The sequence below is a fragment of the Mesorhizobium sp. B3-1-6 genome, assembly GCF_006439555.1.
In the GTDB taxonomy this organism is placed as follows: domain Bacteria; phylum Pseudomonadota; class Alphaproteobacteria; order Rhizobiales; family Rhizobiaceae; genus Mesorhizobium.
In genome coordinates this window covers 19,691-35,929 of record NZ_VFTM01000013.1, presented here as the reverse complement: position 1 = coordinate 35,929, position 16,239 = coordinate 19,691, and the positions used below count along the sequence as shown (strand labels likewise).

Sequence of the window (16,239 nt, the reverse complement as noted above, 5' to 3'; positions counted from 1 at the left end):
TTCAAGTCTGAATATCTCTACACCGATTTCGGCAAATCGACCGTCAGCCCCGATATCCCTCTTGAAAACGACGTCGCATTCCACCGGGTTCGGGCCGGCCTGAACTACAGGTTCTGACCGTTGCAAATCTCCGGCCCGGCAAGGCTGTCGAAGACCCTGGTGATGCCATATCGGCGCCACTTAATACCGCCGGGCCAACCGTCGCTCGAAGAAGCCGAAGCCGGTCGTCACCAATACCGCCAGCAGGAAATATCCGAGCGCCGCGGCAAACAACGGCTCGTAGACGCGGAAGGTCTGCGCGCGGACGAGGTTCGCCGCGCCCATGAGTTCGAAGACCGTGATCGTAGAGGCCAGCGCCGTCCCCTTCAGGAGCAGGATATTCTGGCCGCCGATCGCCGGCAGCGCCAACCGGAAAGCCTGGGGCAGAAGCACGGAAATCATGATCCGTGTTTTCGACAGGCCGAGCGACTGGCCGGCCTCGCGCTGCCCGTCCGGTATCGACCGTATCGCGCCTCTCCATATCTCGCCGCAATAGGCAGCGGTGTTGAGCGACAGGGTGAGGAACGCATAGCAATAGGCGCCCCGCAACATGGGCCACAACGGGCTGTAGCGGATCGAAGGCACGCCGGCCAGAAGCTGGCCGACGCCGAAGTAGCAAAGGTAGAGCTGGACAAGCAGCGGCGTGCCCCGGAAGGCAAGGATGAAGGCGACCGCCGGATAGCGAAGCCATGCCTTGGCCGACAAGCGGGCAAGCGCCACCGGAATGGCCAGCAGATTGCCGACGAGGGCGCAGCCGACAAACAGGATGACGGTGGTCTGGATGCCGGCCAGGAGCTGGCTGGCAAGATATTGCCCGAATTCTGTCACGCTATCTGCGCCTCCCGGTCTTGGCGGTGGATGTTTCCAGAGCGTGGAAGAGCATCGCCGACAGGCTCGACATCACCAGGAACACGAGGGCGATCGCGCAATAGAACAGGAAATAGGCGCGCGTCGCCCCGGCGGCCATCTTGCCGGCGAGAACCAGCTCCGTGAAGCCGATGAGGCTGACCAGCGAGCTTTCCTTCAGGACGACCAGCCACAGATTGCCGAGCCCCGGCAATGCCAGCGGGATCATCTGCGGCAGCGTCACCAGGAAGAAGGTCTGGCGGCGGGTCAAGCCAAGCGCGTCGGCCGCTTCGGCCTGGCCTCGCGGGATGGCGGCGATCGCGCCGCGAAGGACTTCCGTGCTGTAGCCGCCCTGAACGATCCCGAGCGACAGCGTCGCCGCGACGAAGCCGTTGATCTGAAACTCGGAAGCGAGCCCGGTAAGGGTCGCGACCGAACGCACTGCATCGGTCGCGGTATAGTAGACGAGAAAGATGATGAGGATGTCCGGGATGGAGCGGATGATCGTCGTGTAGGCGACTGCGACGAAGACGGCTGTCCGGCGCTTCGAAAGCTTGGCCAAGGCGCCCGCAAGGCCAAGCGCCAGGCCGACGATATAGGCGCTGATCGAAATTTCGACGCTTAGCAAAGCGCCGCGAAGCAATTCGTCGCCCCAGCCCTTGTCACCGAAACCGAGCAAGGTCAGCCAAGACACGATCGAATCCATGCGGCAGGTTCCCATGAGGATGGTGCCGGCCAGAACGGGTGACCGGCACTAGGGCATGATGCCGAAAGGTGCGAAGCGGCTGTCGGACGACATCATGCTCTAGTTCTCGGATTTGGAGACGGATTCAGATTTCAGGTCGATACGACCTGAAATCATCCGGCTCCGTGCATCCGATGATCAATCGCCGTAGATGTCGAAGTCGAAATATCGCTTGGTTATCGTGTCGTACTCGCCGCTGGCCTTCACCGCCTTGAGCGCCGCATTGAGGCGGTCCCTGAGGGCTGTGTCTTCCTTGCGCACGCCGCCGCCGTCTCCGTAGCCGAACATCTTCTCATGCGGCAGGGTGACCTTGATTTCATAGGCCTGGCCTTCCGGCTTTTTCAGGAAGTCCTGGATCTGGATTCCCGCCGCCGCCATCAGGTCCACGCGACCGGCTGTCATGTCGGCGATTTCATCGTCGAGTGTTGGATAGATCTTCACGTCGCCAATGCCGTTCAACTTGTCCTGCATGTAAGTCGCCTGCAGGCTCGCACTCTGCGCCGCCACGGCAACGCCCTTGAAAGTGTCCGGCTTTGCTACGTCGAATTGTCGGGTGTCGGCCTTTGCGCCGACAAGCACGTTGGGCGAATAGTAGTACTTGTCGGTGAAGTCGATAACCTCCTTGCGCTTGTCGGTGATCGACATGGAGCTCCAGATCACGTCGAATTTCTTGGCCAACAGCGCGGGAATGATGCCGTCCCAGGCGATATCGACGATCTCGCATTTCGCCTTCATTTGCGTGCAGACGGCATTCATCAGGTCGATTTCCCAGCCTTGCCATTTGCCGCTGGCGTCCTTGACCGAGAAAGGCGCGTATGGCTCGGCGGCGACGCCGAAACGGATGACGTCGTCGGCTGCCGAGGGAGCGCTGGCGGCGCCGAGGGCCGCCGCTATCAGCGATGCGATGACTGCAAGCTTTTTCATGATGGTTCCCCTTTATTGTCTCTGTTGGATTATCTTTTCGCGATGATGATTTCTCAGGCGATGTTCGAAAACGCTAACAGGTCAAATCAAGGCGATCTAATGCCCTCTGCGGCTGGGTTCATCACCAATAGTTATGACAGTGATGAGGCTTTGGATGGTGCAGTCAGGCCCAAGCCTCGACCGCGATCGAAGCCGTCGTCGGAGTGCTGCGATCGGTCCAACCATAAGTTTTCCCCGCTAGCCTCGTTTCGAAGGAAATAGGCTCGGCCCTGTCCGCCAAATCTCGATTGTGGCATCGTCGATCAGTTCTTTCCCATGGCGACGGAAATGACGGTAGCGAGATCTCGTGCGACTTGAGCTTGCCAGATGAAAAGCGATGCTTGCGGGTCCATCGAGGAGCTGGGCGAGAGGATCGCTTCCGGCCTCTCGCCGGTGAAGGTCGTGGAAGGTTGCCTGGAAAGGATCCACGATCTGAATGGGCAGATCAGGGCGATGATCTTCGTGAGCGAAACCGAAGCCCTCGATGCCGCGCTTCAGGCAGAGCGCGAAATCCGATCGGGCCGCCGGCGCGGTCCGCTGCACGGCGTGCCTATCGCGATCAAGGACGTTGTCGATGTGAAGCACTGGCCGACCACCGGGGGTTCCCGATTGTTCGGCGACCGGGTCGCCCAAAACACCGCGGCCTGCGTCGCCAACCTTCAGGCGGCGGGCGCGATCGTCATCGGCAAGACCAACCTTCACGAACTCTGCGCCGGCGGTCACGACAATCCGTGGTTCGGCAAGGTCGTCAATCCGCTCGACAGAAGCCGTGGCACGGGCGGCACCAGCAGCGGATCGGCCGCCGCGGTCGCCGCGGGCTTCTGCGCGGCGGCGATCGGCACCGATACGGGCGGGTCGAACCGATCGCCGGCCGCCGCAACGGGACTGTTTGGTTACAAGCCGAGCAACGGCTTGATCGATACGAACGGCGTGATGGGCATCGCGCCTTCGCTGGACTGCGTCGGCGTGCTGGCGCGGTCGGCGAGGGATGTTCGCCTGATGACCGAGGCGCTGGCGGGAACGCGGCTCAGCGTTCAGGATGGGAAGCAAAGCGCATCGGGAACCGGGTTGACCATCGGCGTTTGCCCTGAGCTGACCGGCGCTCCCGTCGACAGCACTGTCGAGACCGCATTGGCCGCGCTGTTTGATCGTTCAAACGTTCGCACGGTGGAAGTCGCCTTCGGCGACAGGGAGGAGTTCGTTGCCGCGGGCCTGACGATCCTGCAATACGAATTTGCGCAGATCTACCGGGAGCCGATCGAGCGGAATCCTGATCTGGTTGGCGAGGCGGTTCGCGCTTTCCTGCAGGATGGCATCGGCATCGGCGCTGACGTCTATGACAGAGCCGTAGAGGTTCGCGAGGAAGCGTGCAGGCGGGTCATGGCAAGGATGGCGGGCCTGGATGCGCTGGCTGTCCCGACGGCGCCCGGATCGGCGCCGCGGCTTGCGGACGAGCTCACGCAGGTGAATGGGGAATTGGTGCCGTGGGGCATGGCCGGCGGCCGGTTCCGCCGCTGGGCGAACATGCTCGCCATGCCGGCTTTGGCTGTGCCCCTGGATGTGCCGGGCGGCCTTCCGGTATCGGTACAGCTTGCCGCTCTTCCCGGCCGGGATGCGGCCTTGCTCGATCTGGTCGAGGCGTTGACCGGAAGCTGACCCGCTTCTCGCGAACAGCCGAAGTTCATAACCTGCGGGAATAAACTTCATTCGTGGGGCTATTGGAACGACGGCTATGCTTCGTTAACATCGGTCTCGCCGTGGGTTGCCTCGGCGGCGTATCGACGGGTGGTCAGCGGCCATGAAGTTCACTGAAAAGGACACGATTGCGAAAGACGCGGAGTTCACGCCCCGCGAGATCGAGATTTTCGCTTCCGTGATGCTTCATGGCACGACGACGAAGGCGGCCGATGCGCTGGACATCACGCAGCCCGCCGTCAGCAAGATGCTTCAGCAGCTCACCGACAAGGCGGATTTCCAGCTTTTCAGGAAAAGCCGCCAGCGGCTGATCCCGACCCCCGAAGCACACATGCTCTATGCCGAGGTGCAGCGGGTTTTCGAATCCGCGCGCGGCATCTCCCGCGCCGCCAGGGAAATCCGCGAGCTGCGCAGCGGCAGGCTGAATATCTGCGCGCTGCCGGCCTTCGGCTCCACGCTGCTGCCGTCCATCATAACCAGCTTCTCGAACCAGCATCCGTCCGTATCCATTTCGCTCGATATCCGCAGCTCCGCGACGGTGGTGCAGAGGGCAAGCCGCAACCAGCTCGACATCGGCATCGGCGTCACCGCGTCGGATGAGAACCCCTCCATCGTCAGGCGCGCGCTGACCGCGACGCCGCCTGTATGCGTCATGCCGACGGGGCATCGGTTGTCTGAGCTCGACGTCATCCAGGCGGACGATCTCGACGGTCTCGACTTCATCTCGATGGGTTCCGCTGATCCCATGCGGCGGCAGCTCGATGCCTTGTGCGAGGAACGCGGCGTCAAGCGCCTGCTGAAGGTGGAGGCGAGCCTTTCCAGCGCCTGCATCGCGCTCGTCGCCGCCGGGGCGGGCGTGACGGTCGTCGACCGGCTGTCCGCCTGGCTGGCGCGCGACTTGCCGATCGAGATCAGGGACTTCCGGCCGCATCTCGATTTGAATCTCAGTGTCTACCGGCCCTGGGGCGTCATCGCATCGACGGCGGCGGACGCCTTCACCGAGCATCTCATCCAGACCACGCGAAGCTTCATGAACGGAGTGGACGCCGGAATCAGCGCCTTGAGGTCGAGGTCGACTTAGCCGGCATCGAGATCTAACGGAGCGGCAGGCTGCGGAACAGGCGCTCGATATCGGCTTCGTCATTGTAGACATGCGGCGACACGCGCATCTTGGTGCCGCGCAGCGTGACATGGACATTGACGCGCTTCAATTCCTGCGCCGCGTCCGGCGACAGGCGATCGCCGATATCGAGGATCGAGATATGCGGCGTTGGGTGGCGCGGACGCGCGACCGGGAGCCCCCGATTTTCCGCCTCGGCCCAGACCCACTCGTTGAGGTGGCGAAGGCGCTCGAACACCCGGCTGACGGTCCATTCGCGGATGAGTGTCATGGCGGCGATCGCCACCGGCAGGACCGCGAAGTCGGAGCGTTCGCCCATGTCGAACCGCCGCGCGCCCGGCAGAAACTCCGCCACCGTCACCTTGTAGAAGTCGGACCGGTCGCCGCCCAGGCGGTTCCATGAATGATGCTCCAGCGTGCGGCCCTCTTCGTGCCAGCGCGGATCGGCGTAGAGGAAGGCCAGGCGATAGGGACCGAGCAGGAATTTATATGTGGCAAAGACCAGGAAATCCGGCCGCACGCGACGGACGTCGAAGGGTACCGCGCCCACCCATTGGGTGCCGTCGACGACAAGCGCGGCGCCTGCCGCCCGCGCGGCTTCCGCCACGGCCTCGAGGTCGATCGCCATGCCCTCGAACCAGTGGACGAGGGTGCCGGCAACGACCGCGATCGGACGGGCCGAGTTGCGGATTGCCGATATGATCGCGCCGGTCCAATCCCCGTCGGCCGGTTCAGCAACGATGTCGACAAGAGCGCCCGAGCGCTGCGCCAGATCGTACCAGATATATCGGTGCGAGGTGTGCTCGTTCTCCATGAGAAGGATCGCCGAACCCGCCGGAACCGCCACGTTGGCGGCCGCGATCGCCATGCCGTAGCTGGTGGCGGCGACGATGGCGATGTCGTCGGTGGCGGCGCCCACCATCGAGGCGGCGAGCTGCCGCGCCTGTTCCACATCGTCGTAATAGGATGCGATGGTCATCTTCCAGGGTTCGGCCTTCACCCTGACGCCTGCCTCTCCGGCCGCGACCGCGGCATTCGGGATCGGAGACATGTAGGCGGCGTCGAGATAGGCCGTCTCGCGGGGTATGGAAAAGAGATCGCGCTGGCAGCTCAGCATGGCGTCACAACCTGAAATCGATCGAAGCGCCCAGCCCGGCCTCGCGGGCGCGAGCATAGACAAGATTGGCAAGCTCGATGTCCTGGGCCGGAACGCCGAGGGACCGGTAGAGGGTGATGTCGGCATCGCCGGCACGGCCGGGCTTGATGCCGGCCAGCACGTCGCCGATCTCGCCGCGAATATGGTCGCGGCCGATCTCGCCGCTCTCTATCGCCTCGACCAGTTCCCCCGCGGCCACCAGCGCCATGGGCAGGTAATCGACCCAGATCTTCGATCTGCGCACGCATTCGACGTCGATCTCGCGGCATGAGGCGACGCTCGCGCCGACCGCGTTGACGTGGACGCCGGGCGGCAGCCATCTGCCGAACAGCACCGGCTGCTTGGACGATGTCGTCGTGCAGATGATGTCGGCTCGGCGAACGGCCTCGCCGGCATCGCGATGCGCCTCCGCCTCGAAGCCGTCAGTCGATAGGTTCGCGGCGAAGCGCCGCGCCTTGGCAGGATCGCGGCCCCAGACATGGACCGCCCGGATCGGCCGCACCTGCGAGATGGCCTCGACGTGCCGGCGGGCCTGCTCGCCATAGCCGAGGACGGTCAGCATGGAACTGCCCGGGCGCGACAGCGCCCTCGTGGCGACCGTGCTGGCGGCCGCGGTTCGCCACGCCGTCAACTCTCCCCCGTCGATCAAGGCCACGGGCCGCCCGTGATCCTTATCGAACAGGAAGACACCGCCGCGGTGAGACGCGAGCCCGTGGGCGAAATTGCCGGGAAACACCGACAGCACCTTCGCCCCGAACAGCGGCCGGTCGTCAAGCGCGGCATACATCAGCGACAGGCAACTGCCTGCCGCTCCCGGCAGGTCGAGCGTGCGCCTGATCTGCTGGCGGGCTGCGCCGTTCGAGGTCTTGAGCAGCGCCGCCTCGGTCGCTTCAAGCGCCAGGGGAAGCGTCAATGCCTGGCGGATCGCGTTCCTGTCGATCAGCAGGAATTCGGTCTCGGCATTCACCTTGCGGTCTCTTCCATTCCACCGACCTTCATATATGCCAGCGTGTGCGCCAGGCTTCGCCGAGCCTAGCATCGCCTTCGCAAGCTCTTGCCCACGACTTTCATAACTTCGTGCGAGAAGCTGCCCATGCGGCATCATGCGCTGACGAATGCATCCGTCGGATCGCGGCACGCGTCGGTTCATAACTTTTGGCCACCAACGGCAGCGGCCAGTTCAATTGACCGTGATTGCCCGCCCGTTGCAATGTTTTTCAGCCAACTCAGATGTCGAGCTGGATATCCGCGGCAAATCATCTGGCGAGCGAAAAAATAGTTTCGATCGAATAGGCAATATCAGAGATAGAAATACACTCGGGGTGTTGATAATTCGACCATCGAGTGGAATGAAATGCCTAGCCAATATTAAAATAACTGATTGGCAGGAAGAGTAAAAGATTATCGGAGATTATCAATATGCGCGTCGTGGTCATCGGTTCCGGCATTGTCGGCAGCTCTGCTGCTTATGAATGCGCCAAGGCGGGAGCGGAGGTTGTCGTGCTGGAGGCCGAGAGGATAGCGGGAGGTACGTCGGCGGTAAGCTTTGCCTGGACGAACGCGACAACCAAGCGGCCGCGGCCCTATTTCGATCTCAACGTCGCGGGCATGCGCGCCCATCTCGAACTGAAGCGCGACTTCGGCGCCGCTCCCTGGTTCACGCAAACCGGCAGTTTCGATTGGCGCACGGTGCCGGAGTCGATGGATGATTATTTCGAGAACTTCCGGCAGATGAAGGAGTGGGGCTACGGCGTCGAGTGGGTCGACAAGAAGTTGGTCGCCGAGATGGAGCCCGATATCGACATCGCTGCCATTGGCGATTGTCCGGTCTCCTATTATCCAGAGGAGGGCTGGGTCGATCCGGTCCTTTATTCGGCCTGGCTTTTGCGGGCGGCCAAGGAGCGCTGGGGCGCCAAGGTGAGGGTCAACGCGCGCGTGACCGAGATCGAGACCGAAGGCGGCCGCGTCCGGGCGGTTCGCACGGCGGATGGCGAGCGCTACGCCGCCGATGCCGTGGTGAACTGCACCGGCGGCTGGTCCAGCCAGAGGCTCGGCGATGCCCAGGGCATCCCGCTGTCCTCGACGATCGGCGTGCTCGCCTTCACCCCGCCGGTGGCGTTGACGCTGCGCAGCCAGTTGCATGCCGACGATCTGGATATACGGCCGGACGGTGCGGGCCGTATCATGATCCACAAGGTCTCGGTGGATCTGACCTTCAAGAAGCCGCAGCCGCTGAGCCCCGCCGGTGAGGAGGCGAAGACGCTGCTGGAGGCGGCAGGCAAGGTCTTGCCTTCGCTTCGCGCCGTGGGTGTGGAAGCCATCCGCACCACCGTGCGACCCTTCCCGGAGGACGGCTACACCTGCGCCGGCGCGATGCCGGACGTCGCCGGCCACTATATGGCCGTGACGCACAGCGGCGTCACCATCGGTCCGCAACTGGGCAGGGTGGTCGCCGACGAGGTCGTACGCGGCAAGATCCATGACGAGATGGACACGTTTCGTCCGCAGCGCTTCTTCCAGGCCAGCGCAAAACGCGCCGCCGCCGCGCACGCATGATCCCTCTTCGAACGCAGGCCCACGATGGCGAAGATTGAAAGATACCAGAAGAACGAGAAGCTCAGCCGGATCGTCGTCCACAACGGAACGATCTATCTTTCGGGCCTGACCGCCGATGACAAGGAAGCCGACACGACCGGCCAGACCAGGCAGATACTGAGAAAGGCCGATGCGCTTCTGAATAGCGTCGGCGCGGATCGATCGCAACTGCTGTTCGCGCAGATATGGTTGAAGGACGTCGAGGATTTCGATGCGATGAACAAGGCCTGGGTCGACTGGCTCGACGGCGCCGAGCCACCGGCCCGTGCCACGGTCGGAGCAAGCTTCGCGCTGCCCGAAATACTTGTCGAAATCCAGCTTACCGCGGCAAGCTGAGCATAGCGCTGCGAAGCGGCGTGCGAACCTGCGAAAAGCCGCCGTTACCTTTCCCTGAACGCCCTTGCGAAAGAATCCATCATCGGGCGTACCAGATACTCGAAGAAGGTCCGGTCGCCGGTGCTGATGAAGGTGTCGACCGGGGTGCCGGGATAGAGCTGTTCTCTCTTCACGCCCTGGGGCAGGGCATCGGTGATCTTCAACCTGGCGCGGAAATAGGATTCGTGGGTAGCCTCGTCGATCAGCCGGTCGGCGGAAATCTCGCTCACCGTGGCCGGGACTTCCGGCGTCAGGCGGGCGTTGAGCGCGGAGAGCCTGAGCTTCGCCTGTTGGCCGACATGCACCTGGTCGATGTCCTTCGGCCGCAGCCTGGCGTCCACCACAAGGCCGGATGACGTGGGCAGGATCTCCATGATCTTTTCCCCGGGCGCCACCACGCTGCCTTGCGAATTGTAGGTCGACGACACGACGATCCCCGCCGCCGGCGCGGTGATCGTCGTGCGCTGCAGCACCGCTTGCGCCGCGCGCATCCGCTCCTCGATGTCGGCGAGATTGGTGCGCACATCGTCGAGCTTGGTCAGCGCTTCCTCGACGCGCTGCGTGGTCGCGCGCTCGGTCTGCGCCTCCGCCTCGACGATCTGCGTGTTGGCCGAGGCGAGGTCCGCCTCCAGCGCGCCGGCCTGGCCGACCAGGTCGGCCTCCGAGCGCAGCAGCTGCGAATATTCGCTGCGGTTGGTGAGGCCCTTATCGAGAAGGTCGGTCTTGATGCCGAGCTCCTTCTTCACCACCTCGGCCTGCTGTTCGATGGCGAGTTTCTGCGCGTTCAAGCCCTTGACCGACTCGCGGTGCATGGCGACGCGCTGCGCCAGGATCGACTGCTCCGAGCGGAACCGTGCAAGCCTGGCGTCGAACTCCTTCTGCTGTTCGCGGATGAGGTCTTCGAATTCCGGCTGGAACGGCGCTGGCGCGGGCTCGGCGATCGGCGCCAGCCTGGCGAGGCCGTCGCGCTCGGCCTCCAGCCGCGCGGCACTGGCCTTCAGCGCGATCCACTGCCTTGTCAGGCGGTTGAGATCGGCCTCCGCGGCGGTCCGGTCGAGCAGGATGAGGTTCTGGCCTTCCCGCACGCGGTCGCCTTCATGCACCAGCAACTGCCTGATGATGCCGCCCTCGCGGTGCTGGATCAGGATGTTGCCGCCGGTCGCCGCGATCGTGCCTTGCGTGATCACCGCGCCGGCCAGCGGCGCTTTGGCCGCCCAATAGCCGAAGCCGCCGACCATCAACGCGATTGCCGCGTAGCCGGCGAAGGCCGTGCGCCGGAAGTCGGTGCGCGGGCGGCCGTCGAAGGTGAGGCTCTGCGTCATCGTTCAGGACCCATAGCGGATGCTCTGCGAGGCGCGGATGGTCGGTGCGAACGATCCGGTCACCACCGTGCTCTGCCGCGTGCCCTTGCCTGGCTGGCGCAGCACCTCCGCGCTCGGCCCGAACGCCTCGATGACGCCGCCGCGCAAAACCATCACGCGGTTGCAGGCCGCGGCGATGGAAGGGCGATGCGTGATCACGATCGTGGTGACGCCGGCGGCGCGCGCGGCGGCAAGCACTGCCTCGAGTGCCGCTTCGCCGGCGCCATCGAGATGCGTGCTCGGCTCGTCCAGCACCAGGATGCGCGGGTTGCCGTAGAAGGCGCGCGCGAGCCCGATCCGCTGCCGCTCGCCGCCGGACAGCGTCCCGGCGATCACCGTCTGGTAGCCGTCGCGCAGCGAAAGGATCAGCTCATGCGCCTCGGCGCGTTTTGCCGCCTCGACGATTGCGGCGTCGTCCGCGTCCGCGTCGAAGCGGGCGATGTTTTCGCGGACCGAGCCGGGGAAAAGCTCCACTTCCTGCGCCAGATAGCCGATATGCCGGCCGAGCTGATTTTCGTCCCAGGTCCTGAGTTCCGCGCCGTCGATCCTGACCGAGCCGCCGCTCGGCTGGGCTGCCCCGACAAGCAGCCGCGCCAGTGTCGACTTGCCGGCGCCGCTCGGGCCGATGATCGCCACCGCCTCGCCGGGCTTGATCGCAAAGCTCAACCGCTTGAGGATCGGCTCGGCGCCGAACGTGGCATTCGGCGCGATGAAGAAAAGATCCTGCGCAGAGATCGCGCCGGTCGGGTCGGGCAAGACGAGCTTGCGCGCCTCTGCCGGCTGCGCCGAAAGCGCGCCCTCGAGCCGCGCCCAGGCGCGCCGCGCCTCGACGAGCTGCCGCCAGGAACCGATCAACTGGTCGAGCGGCTGCAGCGCGCGCGACGACACCAGCGAGGAGGCGAAGATCATGCCGGCCGTCATCTGGCCCTTGAGCACCAGCCATGCGCCGGTGCCGAGGATCGCCAGCTGCAGCATCATGCGCAGTGCCCGCGAAGCGCCGCTGAAGATGGCGTTGGCGCTGGCCGAACGGTCATGCAGGACAAGCGCCTCCGCCACATGGCGTCCCCAGGCGCGCGCGGCGTTTTCCACCATGCCCATGGCGCGCAGCGTCTCGGCGTTGCGGGCAAAGGCCTGCTCGGCCCGGCTGGCCAAGGCCGAACGCTCCGCCGAGAGCGCATCGTTCCTGCCGATGGCGAACTGGTTGGCGAAGACCAGCACGACGAGCAGCGCCGCGCCGCCGAGCGTCACCCAGAACAACAACGGATGGATCAGGTAGAGCAGCGCCAGGAAGACCGGCGCGAAGGGCAGGTCGAACAGCACCGCCACGCCGCGCGAGCGGATGAAGGCGCAGACCGAGGCAAGGTCGGTGAGCGGCGACGGCGCGTTCCTGGCGCCGAGCGAAGCGGCGAACATTCTTGCGCCAAGCCTGTCATTGACCGTCGCGGCGACGCGCTGCGTGTAGACCGCGCGGATGGCGTCGAGGAAGCCGAGGAAGCCGAGCGCCGCGACCGCGATGACCGACAGATAGACAAGCGTCTCGAGGCTGGAGGAGGGCAGGACGCGGTCATAGATTTGGAGCAGGTAAAGCGGGATCACCAGCAGCAGCAGGTTGATGAGCAGCGAGAACAGCCCGACATCGGCGATCGCGCGACGCAAGACTGGCCGCAATCCCGACTGTCCCGTCATTTCCCGCACTCCTCTCCAACCCGGATCACGGGCAGTCGCCTAACGTCCGAATCAGGCCGAATGCTCGCTTGCCGTGCCGAGATGCTGCTGCGTGCTGCTTGCGGTGTGGCTGGTCAGCGCCGCCGCCTGGCTTGGCAAGTCGTTCAGCGTATAGGCCCTGATATAGTCGATCTTCATCTCGGCCGGTGTGGCGAGATGGTCCGGCGGCGCGCCGGCCTGGCCGCCGATCGCAAGGTCGACCAGCATGTACATCGGCTTGTTCATGTCCGACGGCGTCGCCGCTTCGGCGACCTGCACGCCGTCATAGGTCCAGACCAGCTTGTCCGGCGTCCACAGCAGGCCATAGGTGTGGAAACCGGCGGTGTCCATGGCGTTCACCGTGGATCCGACAGTCGTGTGCTGGCCCGTCTGGTTGGTATGCGCGGTCATCAGCAGCGAATTCGGGTTCTGGCCATACTTTTCGATCACGTCGAGCTCCGGCGGCCAGGAGCCGTCCTCCGGCAGCAGCCAGAAGGCTGGCCAGGCGCCGGCATTTTCCGGCAGGTCGGCCTTCATTTCGAAATAGCCATAGGTCTGCGAGAACGAGTCATGCGTGGTCAGGATGCCGGAGGTGTATTCGTAATTGTTGATCAACGGCTTGATGTCGGCCGGCGCCTGCGCGGCGGTGATGGAGAGCACGCCGTTCTGCACGCTGAACGGATGCACCGAGCTGGTCGGGCCGTAATTGGCGTCGATGTACCATTGCAGTTCGCCATTGCGGGTGAGCGTGCTGCCGTTCGCCGCGCCCCACCAGAAGTTGGTGTCCCAGGTGCCGCCCTGGCTGTTGTGAAGGTTCAGCGTGTTGAACTCGTCGCTGAAGGACAGCGTCATGCCGGACTTGTCGATCGGCAGCTCGAACTGGTTGGGCTGCAGCTTGTCGATCGTCATGTTCTTGAATTCGAGAATCTCGCCCGATCCGAGATTCAGCATCACATTGGGTCCCGCCTGGATCAGGTTCTCGTGGATGGCGGCGAACGACGTGAATCCGTAGCCATCGAGGCGCACGGTATCGTTCGACGCGAAATTGACGATCGAGTCGCTCCCGTTGCCCTTCGCGATGATGAAAGTGTCGGCGCCGCCGCCGCCATCGATCAGGACATCATTGCCCGCGCCGCCGTCCAGGGTCTGGCCGCCCGCCGTGGCGGTGATGATGTTGTCCAGCGCATTGCCGAAGGCGTAGTTGTGGGCGTTGGTGACGACGAGGTTTTCGACATTGTCCGGCAGCGTGTAGCTCATCCATGTGTTGATCGTGTCGACGCCCTGCCCAGGGTTCTCGAACACCTTGTTGCTCGCCGAATAGAGGTAATAGATGTCGTCGCCGGAGCCGCCATACATGGTGACGTTGACACCGCTGGCGCCCCAGATGGAGTCGTTGCCGGAGGTGCCATACAAGGCAGGTCCGGACGAGGCCGCCGAAAGCCAATGGTTGGAAGCGCCGCTATAGTAAAGAGGAACGCCTACCGCGTTGACGACGAAGCTCATCGGAGAATCCTTCCGCGCTGCCCCGCCCGGAGGTTCATTGCAGGTTCAAACGACCACTTCGAACCAATTTGCAACGTGGACTATGGTTCCCGAAAACAAGCAATTAGTACAGAGAAAATTGCCAGTATTTTTATCGATATTTTGTGAAGATAGAATAAGTGGTATCTAATACAATCATGGCGTGAGTTATTCTCAATTTACTTAATTTTGCAAGATTTTCTGCCAAAAGATTGTGCAGACAGCCGCGAATGGATGCGTTTGTCGCAGCGGAGCCACAGGTGGTGGCCGATCGAGTCTTGGCCTTTAGGATTGGAGCGTCCGCTCACGTTTCGCCCATCGCAATCGACTTCCTGAACGCCGCCTCGAGCCCCTTGGCGACCGCCTCGTCGAAGCCGGCTTCGCGCATCGTCTCGATCGCGGCGGCGGTCGTGCCGCGATAGCCGAGAAAGGCTTCCACCGTGTCGGCGGGCGCGGCGTCCTTCATCTCGAGCAGCCGGCCGGCGCCGGTCAGCACCGTGTTGACGGCGCGCTGCGCGACTTCGGGCTTCAGGCCAAACGCGACGGCGTGGCGCATCATGGCGTCGGCCAAAAGGGCAGGGAAGGCCGGACCGGATCCGGTCAGGCCGGTGAGATAATCGATGTCGCGCTCGCTGCCGACCTCGTCCTGGCTGCCGCAGGCGCAAAAGATCGCGCGCACGATGGCGCGGTCCTCGCTGGTGGCATCGCTGCTGGCGATCCAGGGCGTGTAGGATTTCGCGACCTCGGCCGCGGCGTTGGGCAATGTGCGCACTACCCGGCGCGTGCCATGCTTCGCGCCGATCTCGGCAAGGCGGATGCCGGCCATCACCGAAATCACCAGTTTGCCCTTGGCGTCGATGGCGAGCGAGGGCCAGTCCTGCGGCCGTACCGAAAGCATGATGATGTCGCAGCGGTCGGCGAGCGCCTGGTTGTCGTCGGTCCAGAACGCGCCGGCAAAACGATCCGGCTTGGCGCTCCGGTAGGAGAGGGCAAGGTCCTGTGCGCGAACGATGCCGGCCTGAAGCGCAGCATCCGCGATGGCGCCGCCCAGCCAGCCCACGCCGCCGACGATGCCGAGTCTGATCGAAGCGTTCATGTCTGCTCCCCTTCAGTGGAAGGCGCACGGTAGCCGCCCGACTCTGGATCAAAAAGATAGAGCATGATGTCATCCGAAAAACCGCCTCACACTTTCGGCACCATGCTCTAGTCAAAAAATTTGACGGCCTCTGTCGGATCGGCTGGGGGGCCGCCCGTCCTTGGGGCATCGATCAACAAAGCAAGGATACCGAGATATGCCGAGCACAATCCACCTGCATCGCGTCCTGGCGACCAAGCCGGAAAAAGTCTACCGCGCATTCATCGAGGCCGATGCGCTGGCCAAGTGGCTGCCGCCGAACGGCTTCACCTGCACGGTGCACCAGTTCGAGGGCAAGGTCGGCGGCACCTACAAGATGTCCTTCCGCAACTTCACGACCGGCGACAGCCACGCCTTCGGCGGCGAATTCGTCGAGCTCGTTCCGGGCGAGCGCCTGCGCTACACCGACCGCTTCGACGATCCCAACCTGCCGGGCCGGATCGAAGTGACCGTGACCTTGAAGAAAGTGTCGGTCGGCACCGAGATCAACATCACCCAGGCCGGCATCCCGGACGCCATCCCCGCCGAGGCCTGCTATCTCGGCTGGCAGGAATCGCTGCGCAACCTGGCCAAGCTCGTCGAGCCCGAGATCAACCAGTAAAGTTGTGGTGGGCGGCGGCCGGTGCAACGGCCGCCGCCTTACCCAAGGTAAGTAAAATTTCACCAAGCGCTGTTAAAAGCCGCTTCCATGGATCGCAACAAGAACAACGACCTGTTTGTCCTGATGGCCGCGCTCGCCGCCATCGCGATCTACAACATCGCCTGCGGCATAAGGACAGGCGAAGTCCGCGGCAAGTTGCATTGGGTCGCCCTCGCGGACGATCCGACTCGATTCTGGAACATCGTGGTCGGCAATTCGATTGTCCTGGTGGCGTCGATAGCCTTCCTGTGCGTTCTGTGCGTGCTAAAATCCCGTAAGCTCGGATGATCCGAGGCGACATACCTTTCACACGACGATAAGCAAAATTTCATCGGGCGCGGCTA

At 63.7% G+C, this 16,239-nt stretch carries 15 protein-coding genes; 6 read left to right on the top strand and 9 right to left on the bottom strand.

The window, feature by feature from the left end; all coding sequences use genetic code 11:
• Positions 1–180 precede the first annotated feature (180 nt).
• From FJ414_RS13530 to FJ414_RS13520, 3 genes are all read right to left on the bottom strand, one after another.
• A complete protein-coding gene (locus tag FJ414_RS13530; RefSeq protein ID WP_140644882.1) occupies positions 181–867 on the bottom strand; it encodes an ABC transporter permease subunit in 687 nt (228 codons plus the stop codon).
• A gap of 1 nt (position 868) precedes the next feature.
• Positions 869–1,591 (bottom strand): ABC transporter permease subunit, encoded by a 723-nt coding sequence (locus tag FJ414_RS13525; protein ID WP_140644881.1) that lies wholly within the window; start codon positions 1,589–1,591, stop codon positions 869–871.
• A gap of 177 nt (positions 1,592–1,768) precedes the next feature.
• Positions 1,769–2,554, bottom strand: coding sequence for a transporter substrate-binding domain-containing protein (locus FJ414_RS13520; RefSeq protein WP_140644880.1), 786 nt, complete (start codon positions 2,552–2,554; stop codon positions 1,769–1,771).
• A gap of 366 nt (positions 2,555–2,920) precedes the next feature.
• Between FJ414_RS13520 and FJ414_RS13515 the strand changes: the two genes are divergently transcribed.
• Positions 2,921–4,249, top strand: a complete 1,329-nt coding sequence (locus tag FJ414_RS13515) for an amidase (protein WP_140644879.1) — start codon at positions 2,921–2,923, stop codon at positions 4,247–4,249.
• A 142-nt stretch (positions 4,250–4,391) separates the two neighbouring features.
• Positions 4,392–5,369, top strand: a complete 978-nt coding sequence (locus tag FJ414_RS13510; protein ID WP_140644878.1) for a LysR substrate-binding domain-containing protein — start codon at positions 4,392–4,394, stop codon at positions 5,367–5,369.
• Positions 5,370–5,382: 13 nt separating this feature from the next.
• Here the strand turns inward: FJ414_RS13510 and FJ414_RS13505 are convergent, their stop codons facing one another.
• Both FJ414_RS13505 and FJ414_RS13500 read right to left on the bottom strand, forming a co-directional pair.
• Positions 5,383–6,525 (bottom strand): aminotransferase class V-fold PLP-dependent enzyme, encoded by a 1,143-nt coding sequence (locus FJ414_RS13505; RefSeq protein ID WP_140644877.1) that lies wholly within the window; start codon positions 6,523–6,525, stop codon positions 5,383–5,385.
• A gap of 4 nt (positions 6,526–6,529) precedes the next feature.
• Entirely contained in the window at positions 6,530–7,531 is a 1,002-nt protein-coding gene (locus FJ414_RS13500; protein WP_181181608.1) for an ornithine cyclodeaminase family protein, read from the bottom strand.
• Between the two features lie 452 nt (positions 7,532–7,983).
• Here FJ414_RS13500 and FJ414_RS13495 point away from each other — a divergent pair, with 452 nt between their 5' ends.
• Both FJ414_RS13495 and FJ414_RS13490 read left to right on the top strand, forming a co-directional pair.
• Positions 7,984–9,120: an FAD-binding oxidoreductase gene (locus tag FJ414_RS13495; RefSeq protein ID WP_140644875.1), complete on the top strand. Its 1,137-nt coding sequence runs from the start codon at positions 7,984–7,986 to the stop codon at positions 9,118–9,120.
• Between the two features lie 24 nt (positions 9,121–9,144).
• Positions 9,145–9,495 carry a RidA family protein gene (locus FJ414_RS13490; protein ID WP_140644874.1) on the top strand — a complete coding sequence of 117 codons (351 nt, stop codon included), beginning with the start codon at positions 9,145–9,147 and terminating at the stop codon, positions 9,493–9,495.
• Positions 9,496–9,539: 44 nt separating this feature from the next.
• Here FJ414_RS13490 and FJ414_RS13485 read toward each other — a convergent pair whose 3' ends face one another.
• The 4 genes from FJ414_RS13485 to FJ414_RS13470 all read right to left on the bottom strand — a co-directional run bounded on the left by FJ414_RS13485 (position 9,540) and on the right by FJ414_RS13470 (position 15,216).
• Positions 9,540–10,856, bottom strand: a complete 1,317-nt coding sequence (locus FJ414_RS13485) for an HlyD family type I secretion periplasmic adaptor subunit (protein ID WP_140644873.1) — start codon at positions 10,854–10,856, stop codon at positions 9,540–9,542.
• Between the two features lie 3 nt (positions 10,857–10,859).
• Positions 10,860–12,581: a type I secretion system permease/ATPase gene (locus FJ414_RS13480; RefSeq protein WP_140644872.1), complete on the bottom strand. Its 1,722-nt coding sequence runs from the start codon at positions 12,579–12,581 to the stop codon at positions 10,860–10,862.
• Between the two features lie 51 nt (positions 12,582–12,632).
• A complete protein-coding gene (locus FJ414_RS13475) occupies positions 12,633–14,102 on the bottom strand; it encodes a family 16 glycosylhydrolase (RefSeq protein WP_140644871.1) in 1,470 nt (489 codons plus the stop codon).
• A 322-nt stretch (positions 14,103–14,424) separates the two neighbouring features.
• On the bottom strand, positions 14,425–15,216 hold the full coding sequence (locus tag FJ414_RS13470) for a pyrroline-5-carboxylate reductase dimerization domain-containing protein (protein WP_140644870.1): 792 nt from the start codon (positions 15,214–15,216) through the stop codon (positions 14,425–14,427).
• A gap of 196 nt (positions 15,217–15,412) precedes the next feature.
• Between FJ414_RS13470 and FJ414_RS13465 the strand changes: the two genes are divergently transcribed.
• Positions 15,413–15,856: an SRPBCC family protein gene (locus FJ414_RS13465; RefSeq protein WP_140644869.1), complete on the top strand. Its 444-nt coding sequence runs from the start codon at positions 15,413–15,415 to the stop codon at positions 15,854–15,856.
• Positions 15,857–15,943: 87 nt separating this feature from the next.
• On the top strand, positions 15,944–16,183 hold the full coding sequence (locus tag FJ414_RS13460; RefSeq protein WP_140644868.1) for a hypothetical protein: 240 nt from the start codon (positions 15,944–15,946) through the stop codon (positions 16,181–16,183).
• Positions 16,184–16,239: the final 56 nt, after the last annotated feature.

Excerpts from the sequence above, each read along its gene's own strand:
- FJ414_RS13505 (WP_140644877.1), bottom strand. The coding sequence starts at position 6,525 with ATGCTGAGCTGCCAGCGCGATCTCTTTTCCATACCCCGCGAGACGGCC.
- FJ414_RS13480 (WP_140644872.1), bottom strand. The coding sequence starts at position 12,581 with ATGACGGGACAGTCGGGATTGCGGCCAGTCTTGCGTCGCGCGATCGCC.
- FJ414_RS13470 (WP_140644870.1), bottom strand. The coding sequence starts at position 15,216 with ATGAACGCTTCGATCAGACTCGGCATCGTCGGCGGCGTGGGCTGGCTG.
- FJ414_RS13490 (WP_140644874.1), top strand. The coding sequence starts at position 9,145 with ATGGCGAAGATTGAAAGATACCAGAAGAACGAGAAGCTCAGCCGGATC.
- FJ414_RS13495 (WP_140644875.1), top strand. The coding sequence starts at position 7,984 with ATGCGCGTCGTGGTCATCGGTTCCGGCATTGTCGGCAGCTCTGCTGCT.
- FJ414_RS13485 (WP_140644873.1), bottom strand. The coding sequence starts at position 10,856 with ATGACGCAGAGCCTCACCTTCGACGGCCGCCCGCGCACCGACTTCCGG.
- FJ414_RS13465 (WP_140644869.1), top strand. The coding sequence starts at position 15,413 with ATGCCGAGCACAATCCACCTGCATCGCGTCCTGGCGACCAAGCCGGAA.
- FJ414_RS13515 (WP_140644879.1), top strand. The coding sequence starts at position 2,921 with ATGAAAAGCGATGCTTGCGGGTCCATCGAGGAGCTGGGCGAGAGGATC.
- FJ414_RS13510 (WP_140644878.1), top strand. The coding sequence starts at position 4,392 with ATGAAGTTCACTGAAAAGGACACGATTGCGAAAGACGCGGAGTTCACG.
- FJ414_RS13475 (WP_140644871.1), bottom strand. The coding sequence starts at position 14,102 with ATGAGCTTCGTCGTCAACGCGGTAGGCGTTCCTCTTTACTATAGCGGC.
- FJ414_RS13520 (WP_140644880.1), bottom strand. The coding sequence starts at position 2,554 with ATGAAAAAGCTTGCAGTCATCGCATCGCTGATAGCGGCGGCCCTCGGC.
- FJ414_RS13460 (WP_140644868.1), top strand. The coding sequence starts at position 15,944 with ATGGATCGCAACAAGAACAACGACCTGTTTGTCCTGATGGCCGCGCTC.
- FJ414_RS13525 (WP_140644881.1), bottom strand. The coding sequence starts at position 1,591 with ATGGATTCGATCGTGTCTTGGCTGACCTTGCTCGGTTTCGGTGACAAG.